The sequence below is a fragment of the Deinococcus seoulensis genome (assembly GCF_014648115.1).
GTDB lineage: Bacteria > Deinococcota > Deinococci > Deinococcales > Deinococcaceae > Deinococcus > Deinococcus seoulensis.
In genome coordinates, this window is sequence record NZ_BMQM01000018.1 from 31248 (window position 1) to 49483 (window position 18236).

The window sequence follows — 18236 nt, forward strand, 5'->3', positions numbered from 1 at the left end:
ACACCCCGCAGCGGGGTGCACTCCCTCTCCCCCTGCGGGAGAGGGCCGGGGAGAGGGGAATCTAAGCGTCCCCTCCCTCACCCCGCTCGCGCACCGCCTCGACAATCCGCGCCAGGACACCCTCCAGATTGCCGGACACCTCGCTGTTCCAGAAGCGCAGCACCCGGAACGCCCGGCCCTCCAGGTACTCCGTCCGCAACGCATCGTACGCACGCCCCTGTACCGAACCGTGCTGTCCACCATCCAGCTCCACGATCAACCCGCACTCGAAGCACACGAAATCCGCGATGTAAAACCCCAGCGGCTGCTGACGACGGAACTTCACCCCCAACTGCCCCGCCCGCAACCGCGCCCACACCATCCCCTCGTGCGGCGTGGCATCACGACGCAACCGCCGCGCCCGCCCCGTTCCCTCCACGTTCGTGAACCGCTGACGCACCGGCATACCGGCAGTCTACCCACCCGAACGCGCCAGTACGGCGTGACAGCACCCCTCACCCCAACCCTCTCCCGCAAGGGGAGAGGGAGCAAAGGACACGCATGATTTTCGACCCCGTAACCGATAAGCCGCAGGATGAATGCGGTGTGTTTGGCATGTACTCGCCGGAACCGGCGGACCTGGCGTGGTTCACGTACCTGGGCCTGTTCGCGTTGCAGCACCGTGGGCAGGAGGCGGCGGGCATGTGCGTGTCCGACGGTGAGAAGTTCCACGTGGAGAAGGACCTGGGGCTGGTGACGCAGGTGTTCGACGAGCGGCGCCTGGACAGCGTGCGGCTGGCGAACGCACGGGTGAGCATCGGGCACGTGCGGTACAGCACGACGGGCAGCAACCTGCGTTTCAACGCGCAGCCGCTGACGACCCGCACGAACAAGGGCATCCTGGGGTTGGCGCACAACGGGAATTTCGTGAACGCCCGCGAGGTCCGGAACGCCATGCTGATGGAAGGCGCGCTGTTCGCCACCACGAACGACAGCGAGGTCATGCTGAACCTGATTGCCCGCGAGAGCCACATGGACCTCGTGGAAGCCACGGCCGCCGCCATGAAGCAACTGCGCGGCGGGTTCGCGTGCGTCCTGATGAGCCGCACGCAACTGCTGGGCTTCCGCGACCCGAACGGCGTGCGCCCCCTCGTGATCGGGCAGCGGGAGGACGGCGCGTACGTGATCGCCAGCGAGCCGTGCGCGCTGTTCACGGTCGGCGCGAAACTCCTGCGGGACGTGCAACCCGGCGAACTCGTCTGGGTGGACCGGGACGGCCTGCACTCCCTGATGGTCGAACCCCGCAAACCCACGCCGTGCGCGTTCGAGTGGATCTACTTCGCGCGCAGCGACAGCCGCCTGGACGGCGTGGACGCCCACGAGAGCCGCATCCGCATGGGCCACCAGCTGGCAAAGGAACACCCCGTGAACGCCGACATCGTCGTGCCCGTCCCGGACAGCGGCATCGGCGCCGCCATCGGCTACGCCCGCGAGAGCGGCATTCCGTTCGATTACGGCCTGTACAAGAACCCCTACGCGGGCCGCACGTTCATTGCACCCACGCAGGAAGCGCGCGAGTTGAAGGTCAAGATGAAACTCTCGCCCACCAGCGCCGTCGCCGGGAAACGCGTGATTCTGGTGGACGACAGCATCGTGCGCGGCACCACCAGCCGCCAGATCGTGAACCTCCTGCGCGAGGCAGGCGCGACCGAAGTGCACTTCCGCGTATCAAGCCCGCCCATCAAGCACCCGTGCTTCTACGGCATCGACACCGCCGCGCGGAAGGAACTGGTGGCGAGTACGCACAGCATCGAGGAGATCCGCGAGTTGATCGGGGCGGACACGTTGAGTTTCATCAGTGAGCAGGGCATCCGCGAAGCCGTCAGCGGCCCCGGCCTGTGCCTAGCCTGCTTCAACGGGGAGTACCCCGCTGGGACGCCCCTGTTAAATGACGTGGACAAACTAGCACTCGAAGTCTGAACCCAGCCAGAACGAAGCATCGGCCCCGCGTGGAAGCCGATGCTTTTTTGGTGGAGGAGACGGGACTTGAACCCGCATGAATGGCGCTGGAGCTTTCAGGAAACTCGCTTCCCTTGCTGCTTTATCCCACCCCTCGCGGGGCCGCTATAGGTGCATCCGCAACCCGCTCCGACGTTGCCGCCTGCGCCCAAGGCTTCCGCCTTTCCGGTATACCAAACGTTTTTCCGGTGCCCTGCCTATTGAGACCACTCCCCCAGGCCCACACAGCATACCGATCATCGCGACCAGCTCCATCCGCCAGACGACCTACGCGGCGTCCCGTACCCTGTGCCCATGCCTCCCCTCCGTTCGCAGATTCAGCCCGGCGCAACCGTGGATATCGTTCAGAAGCAGGATCAGCCCACCGGACGGCTGACGCGGGGCGTGGTGGCGGCGCCGCTGACGCGTTCGCCGTCGCATCCGCACGGGATCAAGGTGCGCCTGACGGGCGGGCAGGTCGGGCGCGTGCAGGCCGTGGTCACGCCGGGCGAGTAGGCCTCCCCCCTCCCGTTGCGCCTTCGCCTACGGAAAGTCCCTCGGTTGTTCTGCACACTGCGATCATGACAACTCTACGGGCGTGGCGCGGCGCAATCTTGGCAGCCTCCCTGCTCTTCGCGGGGGCGGGGGCGCATCAGCCGTTGTTCAATCCGGGCAGCGGCACGCTGGAGTCCGCGTTCCGGGTGCCGCAGCCGACCATGTCGAAGGTCATCACCGTGCAGGGCCGCGCGGGTGGCCGCGACTGGTACGCCCTATCGACCGGGGCGGGCTTCCGGCTGGACGTGGCGGTGTTCGTCAGCTCCGCGTGTGACGCGGCGTACCGTCCTCGCCTGTGGCTGGTTGGGCCGGGCGTGCCCGCGCGTGCGGAGCAGCCGGACTTCGTGCCGGACGGCTGGGGTGCGGTGAGCGTGTCGGGGCCGTACTCGGCGTACTCCGGGCATGGCGTGGTGGGGTGGCGCGGGCCGACGCTGACGCGCACGCTGGGCGCCGGGACGCACTACCTGGTGGTGGAGCATGGCGCGCGGGGCGGGTGGTCGTTCATCTCCCTGGCGGGCGCGGAGGTGCCGGGCGGCACGCCGGAAGGTCGCGCGGCGCTGGGTCGCTTCGCGCGCTGCGGGGCCTGAGCGGGGGTGTCCCTGGCTCCCCTTGAGGGGAGCTGTCGGCGAAGCCGACTGAGGGGTCGCCCGCGACGGTGTTGCCCCGGCAGGCTCGTTACCCCGATTGGGTCAGGGCGTGCCCTTCCCGATTCGCCGGGCGTTTTGCAGGATGTACTGCGCGACGCTGGGGAGTTGCTGTTCGATCAGGGCGCTGTCCATGAGGTCCGAGCCGGTGTTGAAGTACGCGTACACGAAGGTCTGCCCGGTGTTCAGGGTGAGCAGGCCGCTCATGGTCAGGTTGCGCCAGCCGCTGCCGGCTTTGCTGCCCCAGTAGGTGACGCTGGGGTCGTTCACGCGGCAGCAGCCCTGGGCCAGGGTGCGGCGCAGGGCGCTGCGGTTGGTGGGGGTCAGGGTGGGGTCCAGGTACTGGCGGGTGATCAGGGCGGCCCATTCGCGGGGGGTGCTGCGGTTTTGCAGGTGCACCTCGGTCTGGGGGTGGTACGTGGGGCTGTAGAAGTACCGGTCCAGGGCGTTCAGGAGGGTGTCGGCGTTCAGGGTCTGTGCTTGCGTGACGGCCTGCGCGGCGGTGGCGGCCTGCTGTTCGGGCGAGGCGGTGAAGGCCTGCTGCGCGCCGGTGGGCAGGTCGGGGCCGTACACGCCGGGCAGCAGTCCGGCCTGCGCGGCCCACCAGGCTTTGGTGGTCATGTTCACGCGGGTGTGGCAGGTGCCGTGGGCGTCCGCGAGGGCCTGTACGCGTTGGGGGGTCAGGTGCAGGTGCAGGATGTCGCTGGCGGTGTTCTCGCTGCGGGTGATGGCCTGCGTGATGAGGTTCTGCACGGTGCGGGTGCCGGGCTGGTACGTTTCGATGCTGCGGTTGGCTTCGGTGACGGTCAGGCGGGTGTTCAGGGTCAGGGTTCCGGCGTTGATGTCGCGGTAGGCGGCCCAGGCGATCACCTGTTTGTAGGTGCTGGCCAGCGGGTAGAGGCTGTCGGGGTCGTGCGTGATGACGCGCAGGGGCGTGCCGGTGCGCGGGTCGATCTGCGCGAGGTAGAACCCGACGGGGCCGGTGGCGAAGGTGGGCGGCTGGTACGGCAGTTCCGGCACGCCCGCACCGGGTACGCCTGCACCGGGGCTGCCGGGGGTGCATGGGGTGGTGGGTTCCGGCTGGTACTCCGTCCAGCTTTCCGGCGGGTACAGGTCGATGGCGGTGGTGGCGTCCTGGCCGGGGATCACGCCGGGCCGGATGTAACTCAGGTTCACGCGCAGGGGTCGCCGGTCGGCGGTGCGGGCCGTGACGGTGTGTCCCTTGATGGTGATGGTCAGGTCGCCCGTGGCGGTGCGGACGGTGCGGTTCAGGGGTGGCAGGGCGGCGCGGAAGGTCAGGGTGGCGCCGCTGCGGTCGGGTTCCGCGCGCAGCGTGCCGTCGGTGGGGGTCAGGCCGCGCAGGGTCAGGCGGTACGCGGTTCCGCTCCAGGCGGCGGTGATGGTGACGGGCGCGGCGTGCGCGTGGGTCGGCAGCAGGGCCGCCAGGGTCAGGCAGGCGGCAGTCAGGTGGCCCGGCGGCAGGCGGCGCGCACGCCGGGACTTCGGGCGCCGGGACGCTGTGGGCTGCGGTTCTGGCAGCAGGGACTCTGTGGGCTGCGGCTCTGGCAGCGGGGGTTGGGCAGGGGAGGTGGGCATGGGTGTGCCCTCTGTTCTAGCGCGCGGTCAGTGGGGGGTGCGGGGGGTGCGGGGGGTGCGGCGGGCGCGGGTCAGGCCCAGGCCCAGGCCGGTGATCAGGCCGCCCAGCGCGGCCAGCCCGGCGGTGATCAGCACGTTGTTCAGGGGGCTGGGGAAGTTGGTGCTGCGGTTGGCGTTAGCCACGGCGTGCAGCTGGTTGATGTCGATCACGTCCTTGCCGAGCAGGATCGCGGCGATCACCAGGAGAATCAGGCCGACGGCCAGGGCAAGGCGGGACAGGAGTTGCATGCCTCTCAGCTTACGGGGTTGGGGGCTTACGGGGTGGGGCGGGTACCGGCCACTTCTTTATGGGTGCGGGGGTCTGTGGGTGCGGGGCGGCGGGTGGTACGCGCGGGGGAACATGAAGCGGGTGGGCAGGTGCCATTTCCGGCGCGCAGCGGGGGTATGCTGAGGTGTTATGACGCAGTCGCAGACGATCATGTCAGGCGGGAACGCAGCCTTTATCGAGGGTTTGTACGAGGCGTACCTGGCCGACCCGCAGAGTGTGGATCCCGAGTGGCGTTCCTACTTCGATGAACTTCGTGGGGGCGCGCAGGAAACGCCTCATTCAGCCATTCAGCAGGCGTTCTACGAGCTGGGCACGCAGCGCCGGGGCGGCGCGGTCGTTCCGGCGCCGCAGGGTGTCAGCGGGGCGCAGCAGGCGGCGGGGGCGCTGATCACGGCGTACCGCGTGTACGGGCACATCAGTGCGCGCACCAACCCGCTGAACATCCGGGGCCTGCCGGTCGTGCCGGAACTGACGCCCGAGTACTACGGACTGTCGGCCGCCGACCTGAGCGAGCAGGTGCAGGACGGGCCGTTCAGCGGGCCGCTGCGTGACGTGATCGCGCAGCTGCACGAAACGTACTGCGGGACCATCGGCTTCGAGTTCAGTTACCTGCCCGCCACGGAACGCGCGTGGTTCCAGGCGCGGATCGAGGCGAACCGGGGCCGGGGCGTGTACTCCGCCGACGAGCGGCGCCGCTTCATGATGAAACTGAACGCCGCCGAGGGCCTGGAACTGTACCTGAAGAACAAGTACCCGGGCGTCAAGCGCTTTGGTCTGGAGGGCGGCGAGAGCTTCATCACGCTGCTGGACCGCGTGATTCAGCAGGCGGGCGTGCAGGGCGTGAAGGAAGTCGTGATCGGCATGGCGCACCGTGGCCGCCTGAACACGCTGGTGAACATCTTCGGGAAGCCCGCCAGTGTGCTGTTCGACGAGTTCGACGGCAAGAAGAAACTCAGTGACGATCCGGACGTGGCCGGTGACGTGAAGTACCACATGGGGTACTCCAGTGACGTGCGCACGCCCGGCGGCCCCATGCACCTGGCGCTGGCGTTCAACCCCAGTCACCTGGAGATCGTGTCGCCCGTCGTGCACGGCAGCGTCCGCGCCCGCCAGGACCGCCGGGGCGACGAGAGCCGCCGCAGCGTGCTGCCCATCACCGTGCACGGTGACGCGGCCGTGAGCGGGCAGGGCGTGGTCATGGAGACCCTGAACCTGTCGCGCCTGCGCGGCTTCGCGACCGGCGGGGCGGTGCGGATCGTGATCAACAACCAGGTGGGCTTCACGATCAGCGACCCGCGTGACACCCGCTCCAGCCGTTACTGCACGGACGTCGCCAAGATCGCCAACGCGCCCGTGCTGCACGTGAACGGTGACGATCCCGAGGCCGTGGCGTTCTGCGGTGATCTGGCGCTCGCGTACCGTCAGGAGTTCGGCAAGGACGTGTTCGTGGACCTGATCTGCTTCCGCCGCAACGGGCACAACGAGGGCGACGAGCCGCGCATGACGCAGCCGATCATGTACCGCGAGATCGACAAGCACCCGGGCACGCGGGCGCTGTACGCCGCCAGCCTGGAGAAGGAGGGCGTCCTCCAGGCTGGCGAGGGCGACCAGATGGTCGAGGGGTACCGTGACCGCCTGGACCGCGCCGAGCCGGTCGTGACCGAGATGGAGAACCTCGCGCAGAGCAAACTGGCCGTGGACTGGTCCGGGTACACGAACACCCGCTGGCAGGACGAGGTGCCGACCGCCGTGTCCCGCGAGAAGCTCGAGGCGCTGGGCACGCAACTGGCCCAGGTGCCCGCCGAGTTCAAGGTGCACCGCACCATCGAGCGCACGGTCATCAAGCCCCGTCAGGCGATGGCCCGGGGCGAGCAGCCGCTCGACTGGGGCATGGGCGAGATGCTGGCCTACGCGACCCTGCTGGACGAGGGGTACGGCGTGCGGCTGGTCGGTCAGGACAGCGGGCGCGGCACGTTCGTGCACCGTCACGCGGTCCTGCACGATCAGAATGCCACCGACCCCATGAACGAGGAGTACATGGCGCTGGCGCACCTGCGTGACGGGCAGGGCAAGGTCGAGGTGATCGACTCGACGCTGTCCGAGGAGGCCGTCATGGCCTTCGAGTACGGGTACTCGACGAGTGAACCGAACGCCCTGATCGCCTGGGAAGCGCAGTTCGGTGACTTCGCCAACGGCGCGCAGGCCGTGATCGATCAGTTCATCGCGGCCGGTGAGAGCAAGTGGCAGCGCCTGAGCGGCCTGACGCTGCTGCTCCCGCACGGCTACGAGGGCGCGGGACCCGAGCACAGCAGCGCCCGCCTGGAGCGGTACCTGCAGCTGTGCGCGCAGAAGAACATGCAGGTCGTGGTGCCCAGCAGCGCCGCGCAGATCTTCCACCTGCTGCGCCGTCAGGTGCTGCGCCCGTACCGCAAGCCGCTGATCGTCATGACGCCCAAGAGCCTGCTGCGCAACAAGGCCGCCATGAGCCCCCTGTCGGAACTGGCCGAGGGCCGTTTCCAGGAGGTCATCGGTGACGCCGAGGTGACCGGCGCGCGCCGCGTGGTGATCAGCAGCGGCAAACTGCACTGGGAACTCGTGGAGGCCCGCAACGCGGACGCCGAAGGGTACGCGGGCACGGCACTCGTCCGCCTGGAACAGCTGTACCCCTTCCCGGCCGAGGCGCTGGCCACCGAACTGGCCCGCCACCCCGGCGCGCAGGTCGTGTGGGCGCAGGAAGAACCCGAGAACCAGGGCGCGTGGCTGATGATCTGGGAGGACCTGGAGAAACTCCTGGCCCCCGGGCAGACGCTCACGCACTCCAGCCGCGCCCGCAGTGCCAGCACGGCCGCCGGGTACGCCAGCGTGCACGCCAAGGAGCAGGCCCGCGTCATCGCCGACGCGCTGGGCGAGAAACTGGACCGCGAAGTGGTCGAGGATCAGAAGGAACTGGCCGAGACGGCCAAACAGCAGGGCTGAGCCGCCCCGCACTCCCTGACCGTTCGTGTGGGCGGGCCGCCTCTGTGGGGGTGGTCCGCCCGCGCCGTTGCAGCATTGGGAATCGGTGGGGGCGTCCCCGCCCCAGTCACAGTCCCGGAGGGGTATAACTGAGAGCGTTATGGCGGACATCAAAGTTCCTGTTTTTTCCGAGTCTGTCAGCGAGGGTACGCTGCTGACATGGCACAAGAAGCCCGGCGACGCGGTCAAACGCGGCGAGGTCCTGGCTGAAATCGAGACTGACAAGGTCGTGCTGGAAGTCACGGCGTTGCAGGACGGCGTGCTGACCAGCATCGCCAAGCAGGAGGGCGACACGGTCCTCAGCGAGGAGACGCTGGGCGTCGTGGGTGACGCGGGCAGCGCCCCGGCCCCCGCCGCCGCCCCTGTGGAAGCCCCGGCTGCGGCGCCCGCCGAGACTCCGGCCGCCGCACCCGCCGAGGCTGCGGCAGGCGCGGATCGCCGTGAGGACCTGTCCCCGGCGGTGCGCAAGGTGGTCGTGGAGAACAACCTGAACCCCGCGCAGATTCCCGCGACCGGCCCGAAAGGCAACATCACCAAGGCCGACGCCCTTGGCGCCGTGGGCCAGCAGGCCCCGGCCAGCACCCCGGCCGCGCCCGCGTACGCACCGGCGGCCAGCGTGCCGGCCGGCGCGCGCCCCGAGCAGCGTGTGCCCATGACCCGCATCCGCCAGCGCATCAGCGAGCGCCTGAAGGACGTGCAGAACACCGCCGCGATCCTCACGACCTTCAACGAAGTGAACATGCAGCCCGCCATGGACCTGCGCAAGAAGTACCAGGATCAGTTCGTGGCGAAGCACGGCGTGAAACTGGGCTTCATGAGCCTGTTCGTGCGCGCCGCGACCGAGGCCCTGAAGGCCTTCCCGGTCGTGAACGCCAGCGTGGACGGTAAGGACATCATCTACCACGGCTTCTACGACATCGGCATCGCGGTCGCGTCTGACCGTGGGCTGGTCGTGCCGGTCCTGCGTGACACCGAGCAGATGAGCCTCGCCGGGATCGAGAAGGCCATCGGCGGCTTCGCGCAGAAAGCCAAGGCCGGGAAACTGACCCTGGACGACATGAGCGGCGGCACGTTCAGCATCACGAACGGCGGCACCTTCGGCTCCATGATGAGCACGCCCATCATCAACGCCCCCCAGAGCGCCATCCTGGGCATGCACAACATCATCGAACGGCCCATCGCGCAGAACGGGCAGGTCGTGATCGCCCCCATGATGTACATCGCCCTGTCGTACGATCACCGCATCATCGACGGGAAGGAAGCCGTGCAGTTCCTCGTGACCATCAAGAACCTGCTGGAAGACCCGGCGCGGATGCTGCTGGAACTGTAAGTCGGGTTGATGGTTGAAAGTTAATGGTTGAAAGTTGATGGTCGGTAGAGGGGAAGTCCCTTCCATCGACCATCAACTTTTTGCGGCTCACGGCTCCGGTCCGTCAGGCTTCTGCCAGAGTGCGTTTTCTACCCTGTGGCCCATGAGGTTAGAGGGTCGGTTTGGTGGTCTGACGGACGGGCTGGCGCTGGGGGCGCAGTGGGACGGCTCGCGCCTGAGTGCGCGGGTGGGGGGCTTCACGGACGGGACGGACGTGCAGGTGTGGCTGGACACGGGCGGACTGTCGGGCCGCGTGGGCGGCTTCACGAGCGGCTGGGACGTGCAGGCGACCATCGAGGCGGGCGTGATGCGCGTCCGGCTGGGCAGCTTCGCGGACGGCACGGACGTGACGTTGCATTTCACGCCGGACAGCGTGACCGGCCGTTACGGGACCTTCACGGCGGGGCAGGACGTGACCCTGCGGCACTACGCGGGCGAGGTGCGCGGCCGGTTCGGGTCGTTCACGCGGGGCGTGGACATCCGCATGGACCTGGGCGACGTGCCGTTCCCGCTGGGCGTGCTGCTGGGCGTGTGCGCCCTGCACCTGTGGCTGGCGCAGGGGCGGCCCCTGACACCCGCACGCTGACACCCGCACGCTGACACCCGCCCGCTGATTCCAGGGGGGCGGCCTCTTCCCCGCTCTGCGCGGACGCTGCGCCGCTACCCGCTGTGCTTCAGGACCTGGTATGCGCTGCGGAACCCGGCGCGCCGGGCGGGCGGGATGCGCTGCGCCTGGGGCGTGATGACGGCCGTGACGGTGGGTGCGGGCGCGGTCCAGGGAACGCCCAGTCCGGTCCAGGCGAGGCGGGCCGCGCCGCGCAGTGAGGCGTCGGGCACGTTCGTGACGTGCAGCGGGCGGTTCAGGGCGTCCGCGAGCAGTTGCTGCCACCAGGGGTCCACGGTGCCGCCCCCGGCCAGCCGCAGGGGCTGCGCGTGGGGCAGGCGCAGCAGTTCGGCGGCCTGCGCGATGGACAGCGCCACGCCCTCGAACGCGGCGTAGGCGAGGTGGCCGGGGTCGTGGTCGGCGCTCAGGCCCAGCCAGCCGGCGCGGGCGTGGGGGTCCAGGTGGGGGGTGCGGTCGCCGGTCAGGTACGGCAGGAACAGCGGCGCGGGCTGCCCGTCGGTCTGCTGCGCGCCGAGGTACATGTCCGGCCAGGAGAGGCGCAGGGTGCGGCGGACCCATTCCAGCACGTTCCCGGCGTTCTGCACGGCGGCCAGCAGGTACCAGCCCTGCGTGGCGTCCCGGAAGGCGTGCAGCGCGCCGTGTGGTTCGGGCAGGTCGGCGCGGCTCAGCGCGAGTTGCGCGCCGGTCCCGACGGTCAGTTGCGCCTCGCCGGGCGCGAGGTCGGCGGCGTGCAGGGCGGCGGCGGTGTCGGCCGCGCCGGTCAGGACGGGCAGGCCCGGCGGGAGGCCCAGCGCGCGGGCAGGTGTAGTGCGCAGGAATCCGGCGACGCTGCCGGACGGCCGGATGGGGGGCAGCAGCGCGGCCGGGAGGCCCAGGCGGCCCAGCAGGTCGGCGTGCCAGTCCTGCCGGTGCGGGTCGAACAGCAGCGTACCCGAGGCGTCCGAGGGGTCGGTGGCGGCCTCGCCGGTCAGGTGCAGGCGCAGCCAGTCCTTGGGTTGCAGCGCCCAGCGGGCGGCGGCCAGGGTGGTGGGTTCGTGCGCGGCCAGCCACAACAGGGTGGGACCGGCGAAGCCCGTGACGGGCGGGTTACGCAGGTCGCGGCGCAGGTCTTCCGGCAGCGCCCGGTAGGCCGTGAGGTGCGGGGCGCTGCGCGTGTCGGACCACAGCACGGCGGGGCGCAGGGCCTCGCCGGTGGGAGCGGTCAGGGTCACGCCGTGCATCTGCCCGGACAGGCTCACGGCCCGCACGCGCGCCGGGTCGGTGCCGCGCAGCACGTCCTGCGCGGCGCGCTGCGCGGCCGTCCACCAGTCGTCCGGGTGGCTCTCGGACCAGCCGGGGTGGGGGCTGTGCGCGGGGTAGGGGTGCGCGGCGCGGCGCAGGGTGTCGCCGCCCGCCGTGATCAGCGCCGCTTTCAGGCTGCCGGTGCCGAGGTCCAGGGCCAGCACCACGTCCGGCTGGTCGGCCGGACGTGCGGGGTGGGCGGGTGGGGGCTCAGTGGGCCAGGACATCGGCACTGAGGTCATCGGCGGCCAGGGCGCCGGTCATGACCGAGACGGTGTCGGCCATGCTGATCTTCTTCGGGTTCAGCAGGGCGGCGCGTTTGCCCATGCGGTGCACGTGGATGCGGTCGGCGATCTCGAACACGTGCGGCATGTTGTGACTGATCAGGATGACGGGCAGGCCCTTGTCCCGCACCTGCCGGATCAGGTCGAGGACCATGTTGCCCTCGCGCACGCCGAGCGCGGCGGTGGGTTCGTCCATGATGACCACGTGCCGGGCGAAGGCGGCGGCGCGGGCCACGGCAACGCCCTGCCGCTGCCCGCCGCTGAGCGTCTCGACCGGCTGGTTCATGCTCTTGATGGCGAACTGCAGGCCCTGCATGTGCTGCGTGGCCTCGGTCAGCATGCGCTTACGGTCGATGACTTTCAGCAGGCGGCCCAGCGGCCCGCCGACGTACAGTTCGCGGCCCAGGAACAGGTTCTCGGCGATGGTCATGGCGGGCGCCACCGCGAGGTCCTGGTACACGGTCTCGATGCCTTCGCGGCGGGCGTCGCTGGGCGTGCGGAAGTGCACGGGTTTGCCGTCCAGCAGGATCTCGCCCTCGTCGGGAATGACCGCGCCGGACAGCGCCTTGATCAGGCTGCTCTTGCCCGCGCCGTTGTCGCCGATGACGGCCATGATCTCGCCGGGCCGCAGTTCGAAGTCCGCGCCGTTGATGGCGGTCACGTGCCCGTAGCGTTTGATCAGGCCGCGCGCCTGCATGACCAGCGGTCCCGCAGGGCTGTGCGGGGTGGGTGTGGGGACGGGCGCGACAGGCAGGGTGGGGGCGGTCATGCTTTCCTCCGGGAGAACTGGTCGGTGGCGACCGCCAGGATGATCAGGATGCCGGTGATCAGGTTCTGGTACACGCTGTCCAGGCCCATGAAGGTCAAGCCCGAGCGGAACACGCCGACGATCAGCACGCCGATCAATGTGCCCATCACGTTGCCGCGCCCGCCGAACAGGCTGGTGCCACCGATCACGACGGCCGTGATGCTCTCCAGGTTCTCGGTGGTGCCGGCCTCCGGGGACGCGCCGCCGATGCGTTCGAGCAGCAGCAGGGCCGCCACGCCGTACAGCACCCCGGCGAAGGTGTACACGCTGAGCAGCAGGCGGTTCTGGGGAATGCCGCTCAGGCGCACCGCTTCGGGGTTGTTGCCCAGCGCGTAGATGTGCCGGCCCGGCGCGGTGAAGTTCAGGTACAGCCACGTGGCGAAGAACAGCGCGACCATCAGCAGGCTGCCGTACGTGAACGGCGTGCCGAACACCGTGAACCGCTGCGCGAGGAAGGTCAGGCCGTCGGCGGGCATGGGGACGCTGGTGGCCTTCGAGTAGATCTTCACGGCCGCGAACACGATGGAGTACATACCGAGCGTCACGATGAACGGCGGCAACTTCCATTTCGTGATCAGCAGGCCGTTCAGCCAGCCGACGAACGCGCCGACCGCGAAGCCCGCCAGGATCGCCAGCGGAATGGGCACACCCTGCTCGACGGCCAGTTTGCCGATCACCATGCTGGCAAGTGCCATGATCATGCCGCAGCTCAGGTCGATCCCGGCGGTCAGGATGATCAGGGTCTGCGCGATGGCGATCACGCCGATGAACGACGCCTGTTGCAGGATCAGGGAGAAGGTACCCAGCGTGAGGAAGCGGTCGGACTGCGTGGCGAAGAAGATGCACGCGACCAGCAGGGCGATCAGTGGCCCCAGGGTGCTGAGGTTCGGGAGCTTCAGCCCGGTGCGGGCGGCGGGCGCGGCGGTGGGTGGCGCAGTGGGTGGCGTCATACGCAGGGTTCTCCAGGTGTGGGGGAAGGAAAAGGAGTCACGGCCGGGCGGCCTTGACCGCTGACGTGACTCCGGGGGGAACAGCTGGGCCAGTGAAGGTGAACCCGCTCTGGGGGTGGGTCAGGAACTTCAGGTGGTGCCTGGGTTCCCGACCCGTCCGGGCTTACTGACCCCAGCAGTTGGCGAGGCCGAACTTGCCGTTCTGGCTCTTGACGCCGCTCATGGCCTTGTTGGTGATCAGGGCGACGCCGGTGTCGGTGTAGCCGCTGACTTTCTTGCCGGTCTTGGCGTAGTTCACGCCGGCCGCGACGCCCATGCTGGCCATCTTCAGGGGGTACTGCTGGCTGGTCGCGCCGATCACGCCGGCCTCGACGTTGCGCACCCCTGCGCAGCCGCCGTCCACCGAGACGATCAGGACGCTCTTTTCCTTCCCGGCGGCTTTCAGGGCCTGGTAGGCTCCGGCGGCGGCGGGTTCGTTGATGGTGTACACCACGTTGATGTCCGGGTTCTTCTGCAGGCAGTTTTCCATGGCGGTCTGGCCCTTGGTCTGGTCGCCGAAGGAGTCCTGCGCGCAGGCCACGCCGGTGTTCACGAGGTCCTTGGTGCTGGCCGTGATGCCCTTGATGCCGAAGCCCGCCAGGAACCCGTTGTGTCGCGCGATGCCGACCGGGTGGCCGGGGAACAGGTCCAGGGTGGCGATCACGGCTTTCTTGTTGCCCATGGCTTTCTTGGCCCACTGGCCGATCAGCACGCCCGCCTGGTAGTTGTTGGTGGCGAACAGGGCGTCCACGGCGCTGGCGGGTTCGGTGGGGCTGTCCAGCGCGATGACCATGACGCCCTGCGCGCGGGCCTTGGCGATGGCGGGCACGATGGCCTTGGAGTCGCTGGGCGTGATCAGGATGGTCTTGGCACCGGCGGCGACCATGTTCTCGATCGCGGCGACCTGTCCGGCGTTGTCACCGTCGGCCTTCCCGGCGGCGGTCAGGAGTTTGGCGCCCAGGCGGGTGGCTTCCTTCTGCGCGCCTTCTTTCATCTTCACGAAGAAGGGGTTGGTTTCGGTCTTGGTGATCAGGCCGATCACGGGTTGGGCGCTGCTCTGGGCCTGCACGGTGCTGACGGTGAACACGGCGGCGCTGGCGAGGACGGCGGTGGCGGCGATCAGTTTGGCGTGGCGCATGGTGGGTCTCCTGGGGGGAATGAGAGGGCGGGTACGGGCAGCTGGTCAGGCGCGGGGTGGACCGGCAGAGGGAGTAACGGGCGGGTGACTGGAGGTGGCGGGGCGGGCTGGATCACGGCTGGACGCACTGGTTCTGGGCTGGCCCGGAGGTCCGGTGGAATGACGGATGATCAGGGTGGTGGGCAGTTGCACGCGGGCCGGGGTGCGGGCGCCGGTGTGGTGCAGCAGGCGCAGCAGTTGCTCGCAGGCCTGCACGCCCAGGTCGTAGGCGGGTTGCGCCACGACGGTCAGGGGTGGGGTCATGGTCTGTGCCCAGCGGGAATCGTCGAAGCCCACGATGCTCAGGTCGGCAGGGATGTGCAGGTTCAGGGCGCGGGCGGCCAGGACGGCGCCGACGGTCATCTCGTTGTTGCCCACGAACAGAGCGGTGGGGCGGCGGTCTGGGGGGAGGCTCAGCAGGCGCATGGCGGCGCGGTACCCGTCGTCCTCGCGGTGGTTGCCGGGCAGGACCAGCGCCGGGTCGTAGGTCAGTCCGGCGGTTTCCAGCGCGGCGCGGTAGGCGTCGTGGCGCTGCGTGGCGGTGCTGATGTCCTGCTGGCCGACGATCATGCCGATGCGGGTGTGGCCCAGGTCGATCAGGTGCCGGGTGGCGGCCGTGCCGCCGCCTGCGTTGTCGGTGGTGACGGTGGTGGCGTCCGGGTTGCCGGTCACGCGGTCGAGTTCGACGACCGGCAGGTCCGGCATGGCTTTCAGGTGTTCGCGCGCTCCGCTGGTGGGCACCAGGATCAGGCCCTGGGGCAGGTGGCCGCGCAGGGTTTCCAGCGCGCGGCGTTCCTTGGCGGGTTCCTCGTCGCTGTTGAACAGGAAGGCCACGTAGCCGTGCCGGTCGGCGGCGTCCTGAATGCCCTTGGCGAGCGTGGCGTGGAAGGGGTTGAGGATGTCCGTGACGACCACGCCGATGGTGCGGGTCTCGCCCTGGCGCAGGCTGCGGGCCAGCACGTTCGGCTGGTACCCGAGTTGCTGCGCGGCGTTCAGGACGCGCTGGCGGGTGGACTGGGCGACCATGTCAGGTCGGGAGAGGGCGCGGGAGGCGGTGGCCGTGGAGACCTGGGCGAGCTGGGCGACATCCTGAATACTCGGCATTGAAAACGATTACACCCCCTTGGCGGAAATGTGATTTCGGGTGGTTTCCCAGACGAGGAAACCGGTTGCAAACGATTACATTGAGGTGCCGTCAGTGTGCACTCATCCGCCGCTCCTGTCAATCCCCATGACCCGGCGTCAAATTAGACCCGGTTCAACCGTGCCCCTGCCCCATACGGCCTGCCGTCTGTCTCGCTGACAGTCCGGCACTTCACCGGCCCTGCCAGCCCCACGTCCGGAGGGGCGCTTCGGCCCCCACCCGCATCCGCTCGGACCCAGCGGTCTTCGCAGCCCATTCAATCGGAGTCCGTATCAACCGTGCCCCCCGCCTCTGCGGGCTTCCAGCTGAACCAGACCGCCGTCCCATCCGCCACCAGCAATCGATCACGGGAAGCGTCCGGTGTTGGCCTGCCCGCCCGCAGAACAGGCAGTGAAGGCGACGGTAGGGGGCGGCGGGCAGGGACTTCCGTCTCCCCTGCCCGCCGCCCCCTGCCGTACTGGCGATCAGCCGCGCACGAGTTCCAGGATCCGCTCGCCGTACTTGCGCAGACGCTCGGGGCCCATGCCGCGCACCTCGTGCAGGTCGGCCTCGGTGTACGGCACGCGGCGCGCGATCTCGGCCAGGGTCGCGTTGCTCGCCACGATGAACCGGCTGATCTCCTGCCGCTTGGCCTCGGCGTTCCGCCAGTCACGCAACCGGGCGTACACCTCCGCCTGCTCTTCACTGAGGTTCGCGGCCGGATCCTCCCTGCCGCCCGGCAGGTCCGGCGTGAGCATCACGGGCGTCGCGTCCGCCTCCACCGGCGCCGGACGGTCCCGCACGGGACGCCCCGCACCCCGCTCGGAACGGCCATCGCCGCGCCCGCCAGCGCGGCCCTCGGAACGACCCCGCGCGGCGCGGCCCTCCGTCCGGGTGTCCGGCGCGGCAGCTTCAGGTTCCCCGGCCGTCGGCGCGTCCGGCAGTTCCGCCTCCGGCAGCGTGTCCGCCCCGCCCGTACTGATCGGCGCGGGCAGCGGCGCAGGCACGCTGTCCGGCGTGCTGGACGGCGAATCGCTGAACACGATCTCCGGCTCCCAGGTTTCCTCCGGCGCGTCCGTCGGCCCGGCCACCGGCGTGGCGTTCACCTGCACAGGGGCCACCTGCGCGGGCGCCACCTGTGCGGGCGCCTCGAAGGTCACGCGCTCGGGCTGCGCCGCACCCGGCAGGTCACGGCCCCGCTCGCCCGGACGGTCGGCCGGACGATCAGCAGGGCGACCCTGCGGGCGGGCGTCCTCTCGTTGCGGCGCGTCCCGCTGCGGCAGGTCACGCGCCGCAGCCTCCCTGGCAGCACTGTCCCTGACTGAACTGTCCCTGGGAGCAGCGTTCCTGGGTTCACTGTCGCTGCGCTCGTCCGGGCGGCCCTCCCGCCGGAACTCGTCGCGGCGGAACTCGTCACGGCGGCCACGCGAGAACCGGTCCCCGCCACGGTCCTGGCGGTCACGGCGGCCAGCGCGGAACTCGCGGCGTTCCTCGCCCCGCCCCTCACCTCGCCCCTCACCACGCCCGCCGCGCGCCGCGTCCTCCTGGGCAACCTCCGGTTCGCGCGGCGCGGAACCCTCCTGCGCGGCGCCCGGCCGGTCCCCCTGGCTGGCCGCCTCGCCCTGCACCAGCGTCAGGGTCACGCTCAGGTCCTCCAGGCCCGGCGTGACCAGCACGCCCCCGCCCACGCTGCGCGCGGCGGCCAGCACCCCACCCGAGGGCGCGACCGTGTCGGCCACGGCGTCCGGGGCCAGCAGCAGCGCGGTCGGCCCGGCCGGTTGCGCCGCGCCGCCCAGCCGCTCGGCCAGTTGCGCGGTCGTGCGGGCCGCGCGGGCCAGTCGCAGCGGCAGGGTCGCGGCGTCCCGCAGGGCCAGCGACACGCTCAGGTCACTGGGCGGCGCGCCCACCACGTCCGGGCGGCGGCCCTGCCCGAACAGCACGGCCAGCGGGGCGTCCCCGTGACCGGTCAGGGTGACGCTGTCGCGGTACACGACCAGCGCCGCGCCGCGCCGCAACCAGTCCCCGCCAGGAGCGAGGGTCGCGTCGGCAATCACGGGCACCCCGGCGCGGCGGGCGCGGTCCAGGTCGTCCGCGCCGGGTTCCATCAGCCACACGGCGCGCGCGCCGCGCCAGTCGGCGTCGAGGGTCGCGGCGGCCAGTCCGGCGTCCGCCAGGGCGTCCCGGTCGAAGCGCACGCGGGGGTCCACGCGCAGCGTGCCGCCGCCCAGTTGCGCGGCCAGCTGGCGGGCCAGGGCGGCGTGGTCGCGCAGCAGCACGCCCCAGTCGGCGCCTTCCAGCGCGGCCAGCGCGCCGGCCAGCCGGGCCTGCGGGTCGCCGCGTTCGGCGTGCAGGCGCACGAGGCGGGCGTCAGGACGCAGGGAGGCAGGAGCATCAGTCATACCCTCCATTGTGACGCACCCGGCGCAGCGGTTGGAATAGCGGGCAGGTGCGGCAACGTTCACGCG

The 18236-nt window shown here is 70.1% G+C and carries 15 protein-coding genes; 6 read left to right on the forward strand and 9 right to left on the reverse strand.

Going from position 1 to position 18236, the window contains the following annotated elements:
• Positions 1-61: 61 nt before the first annotated feature.
• Entirely contained in the window at positions 62-445 is a 384-nt protein-coding gene (locus tag IEY70_RS13200; RefSeq protein WP_189065496.1) for an endonuclease domain-containing protein, read from the reverse strand.
• A 95-nt stretch (positions 446-540) separates the two neighbouring features.
• Here IEY70_RS13200 and purF point away from each other — a divergent pair, with 95 nt between their 5' ends.
• The 3 genes from purF (at position 541) to IEY70_RS13215 (ending at position 3119) form a co-directional block, all read left to right on the forward strand.
• Positions 541-1959, forward strand: coding sequence for an amidophosphoribosyltransferase (gene purF / locus IEY70_RS13205; protein WP_189065497.1), 1419 nt, complete (start codon positions 541-543; stop codon positions 1957-1959).
• Positions 1960-2292: 333 nt separating this feature from the next.
• The gene (locus tag IEY70_RS13210; protein ID WP_189065498.1) at positions 2293-2493 is read left to right on the forward strand and encodes a YwbE family protein; all 201 of its coding nucleotides are present in this window, start codon (positions 2293-2295) and stop codon (positions 2491-2493) included.
• A 65-nt stretch (positions 2494-2558) separates the two neighbouring features.
• Positions 2559-3119 (forward strand): hypothetical protein, encoded by a 561-nt coding sequence (locus IEY70_RS13215; protein ID WP_189065499.1) that lies wholly within the window; start codon positions 2559-2561, stop codon positions 3117-3119.
• A gap of 102 nt (positions 3120-3221) precedes the next feature.
• Here IEY70_RS13215 and IEY70_RS13220 read toward each other — a convergent pair whose 3' ends face one another.
• The gene (locus IEY70_RS13220) at positions 3222-4772 is read right to left on the reverse strand and encodes a serine hydrolase (protein ID WP_189065500.1); all 1551 of its coding nucleotides are present in this window, start codon (positions 4770-4772) and stop codon (positions 3222-3224) included.
• A 27-nt stretch (positions 4773-4799) separates the two neighbouring features.
• Entirely contained in the window at positions 4800-5060 is a 261-nt protein-coding gene (locus IEY70_RS13225; protein WP_189065501.1) for a hypothetical protein, read from the reverse strand.
• Positions 5061-5229: 169 nt separating this feature from the next.
• Here IEY70_RS13225 and IEY70_RS13230 point away from each other — a divergent pair, with 169 nt between their 5' ends.
• The 3 genes from IEY70_RS13230 (at position 5230) to IEY70_RS13240 (ending at position 10070) form a co-directional block, all read left to right on the forward strand.
• Complete coding sequence (locus IEY70_RS13230; RefSeq protein WP_189065502.1) at positions 5230-8076, forward strand: 2-oxoglutarate dehydrogenase E1 component; 2847 nt, start codon at positions 5230-5232, stop codon at positions 8074-8076.
• A 139-nt stretch (positions 8077-8215) separates the two neighbouring features.
• Positions 8216-9445, forward strand: coding sequence for a 2-oxoglutarate dehydrogenase complex dihydrolipoyllysine-residue succinyltransferase (gene odhB / locus IEY70_RS13235; protein WP_189065503.1), 1230 nt, complete (start codon positions 8216-8218; stop codon positions 9443-9445).
• A gap of 142 nt (positions 9446-9587) precedes the next feature.
• The gene (locus tag IEY70_RS13240; protein WP_189065504.1) at positions 9588-10070 is read left to right on the forward strand and encodes a hypothetical protein; all 483 of its coding nucleotides are present in this window, start codon (positions 9588-9590) and stop codon (positions 10068-10070) included.
• 74 nt (positions 10071-10144) lie between these two features.
• On the opposite strand, the gene IEY70_RS13245 is transcribed toward IEY70_RS13240, so the two are convergent.
• From IEY70_RS13245 to IEY70_RS13270, 6 genes are all read right to left on the reverse strand, one after another.
• Entirely contained in the window at positions 10145-11617 is a 1473-nt protein-coding gene (locus IEY70_RS13245; RefSeq protein WP_189065505.1) for a xylulokinase, read from the reverse strand.
• Positions 11601-12443 carry an ATP-binding cassette domain-containing protein gene (locus IEY70_RS13250; protein ID WP_189065506.1) on the reverse strand — a complete coding sequence of 281 codons (843 nt, stop codon included), beginning with the start codon at positions 12441-12443 and terminating at the stop codon, positions 11601-11603. The genes IEY70_RS13245 and IEY70_RS13250 overlap by 17 nt, the downstream gene beginning before the upstream one ends.
• Positions 12440-13432: an ABC transporter permease gene (locus tag IEY70_RS13255; protein WP_189065507.1), complete on the reverse strand. Its 993-nt coding sequence runs from the start codon at positions 13430-13432 to the stop codon at positions 12440-12442. Before IEY70_RS13255 ends, IEY70_RS13250 begins: the two co-directional genes overlap by 4 nt.
• 163 nt (positions 13433-13595) lie before the next feature.
• Entirely contained in the window at positions 13596-14609 is a 1014-nt protein-coding gene (locus tag IEY70_RS13260) for a sugar ABC transporter substrate-binding protein (protein ID WP_189065508.1), read from the reverse strand.
• A 45-nt stretch (positions 14610-14654) separates the two neighbouring features.
• On the reverse strand, positions 14655-15752 hold the full coding sequence (locus IEY70_RS13265) for a LacI family DNA-binding transcriptional regulator (protein WP_189065509.1): 1098 nt from the start codon (positions 15750-15752) through the stop codon (positions 14655-14657).
• A 504-nt stretch (positions 15753-16256) separates the two neighbouring features.
• Positions 16257-18170 carry an HRDC domain-containing protein gene (locus IEY70_RS13270; protein ID WP_189065510.1) on the reverse strand — a complete coding sequence of 638 codons (1914 nt, stop codon included), beginning with the start codon at positions 18168-18170 and terminating at the stop codon, positions 16257-16259.
• Between the last annotated feature and the right edge of the window lie 66 nt (positions 18171-18236).

Bases quoted from the DNA above. Each gene is read 5' to 3' on its own strand.
- IEY70_RS13215 (WP_189065499.1), top strand. From the start codon at position 2,559: ATGACAACTCTACGGGCGTGGCGCGGCGCAATCTTGGCAGCCTCCCTG.
- IEY70_RS13210 (WP_189065498.1), top strand. From the start codon at position 2,293: ATGCCTCCCCTCCGTTCGCAGATTCAGCCCGGCGCAACCGTGGATATC.
- IEY70_RS13255 (WP_189065507.1), bottom strand. From the start codon at position 13,432: ATGACGCCACCCACTGCGCCACCCACCGCCGCGCCCGCCGCCCGCACC.
- IEY70_RS13260 (WP_189065508.1), bottom strand. From the start codon at position 14,609: ATGCGCCACGCCAAACTGATCGCCGCCACCGCCGTCCTCGCCAGCGCC.
- IEY70_RS13270 (WP_189065510.1), bottom strand. From the start codon at position 18,170: ATGACTGATGCTCCTGCCTCCCTGCGTCCTGACGCCCGCCTCGTGCGC.
- IEY70_RS13200 (WP_189065496.1), bottom strand. From the start codon at position 445: ATGCCGGTGCGTCAGCGGTTCACGAACGTGGAGGGAACGGGGCGGGCG.
- odhB (WP_189065503.1), top strand. From the start codon at position 8,216: ATGGCGGACATCAAAGTTCCTGTTTTTTCCGAGTCTGTCAGCGAGGGT.
- IEY70_RS13240 (WP_189065504.1), top strand. From the start codon at position 9,588: ATGAGGTTAGAGGGTCGGTTTGGTGGTCTGACGGACGGGCTGGCGCTG.
- IEY70_RS13250 (WP_189065506.1), bottom strand. From the start codon at position 12,443: ATGACCGCCCCCACCCTGCCTGTCGCGCCCGTCCCCACACCCACCCCG.
- IEY70_RS13230 (WP_189065502.1), top strand. From the start codon at position 5,230: ATGACGCAGTCGCAGACGATCATGTCAGGCGGGAACGCAGCCTTTATC.
- IEY70_RS13245 (WP_189065505.1), bottom strand. From the start codon at position 11,617: ATGTCCTGGCCCACTGAGCCCCCACCCGCCCACCCCGCACGTCCGGCC.
- IEY70_RS13265 (WP_189065509.1), bottom strand. From the start codon at position 15,752: ATGCCGAGTATTCAGGATGTCGCCCAGCTCGCCCAGGTCTCCACGGCC.
- IEY70_RS13225 (WP_189065501.1), bottom strand. From the start codon at position 5,060: ATGCAACTCCTGTCCCGCCTTGCCCTGGCCGTCGGCCTGATTCTCCTG.
- IEY70_RS13220 (WP_189065500.1), bottom strand. From the start codon at position 4,772: ATGCCCACCTCCCCTGCCCAACCCCCGCTGCCAGAGCCGCAGCCCACA.
- purF (WP_189065497.1), top strand. From the start codon at position 541: ATGATTTTCGACCCCGTAACCGATAAGCCGCAGGATGAATGCGGTGTG.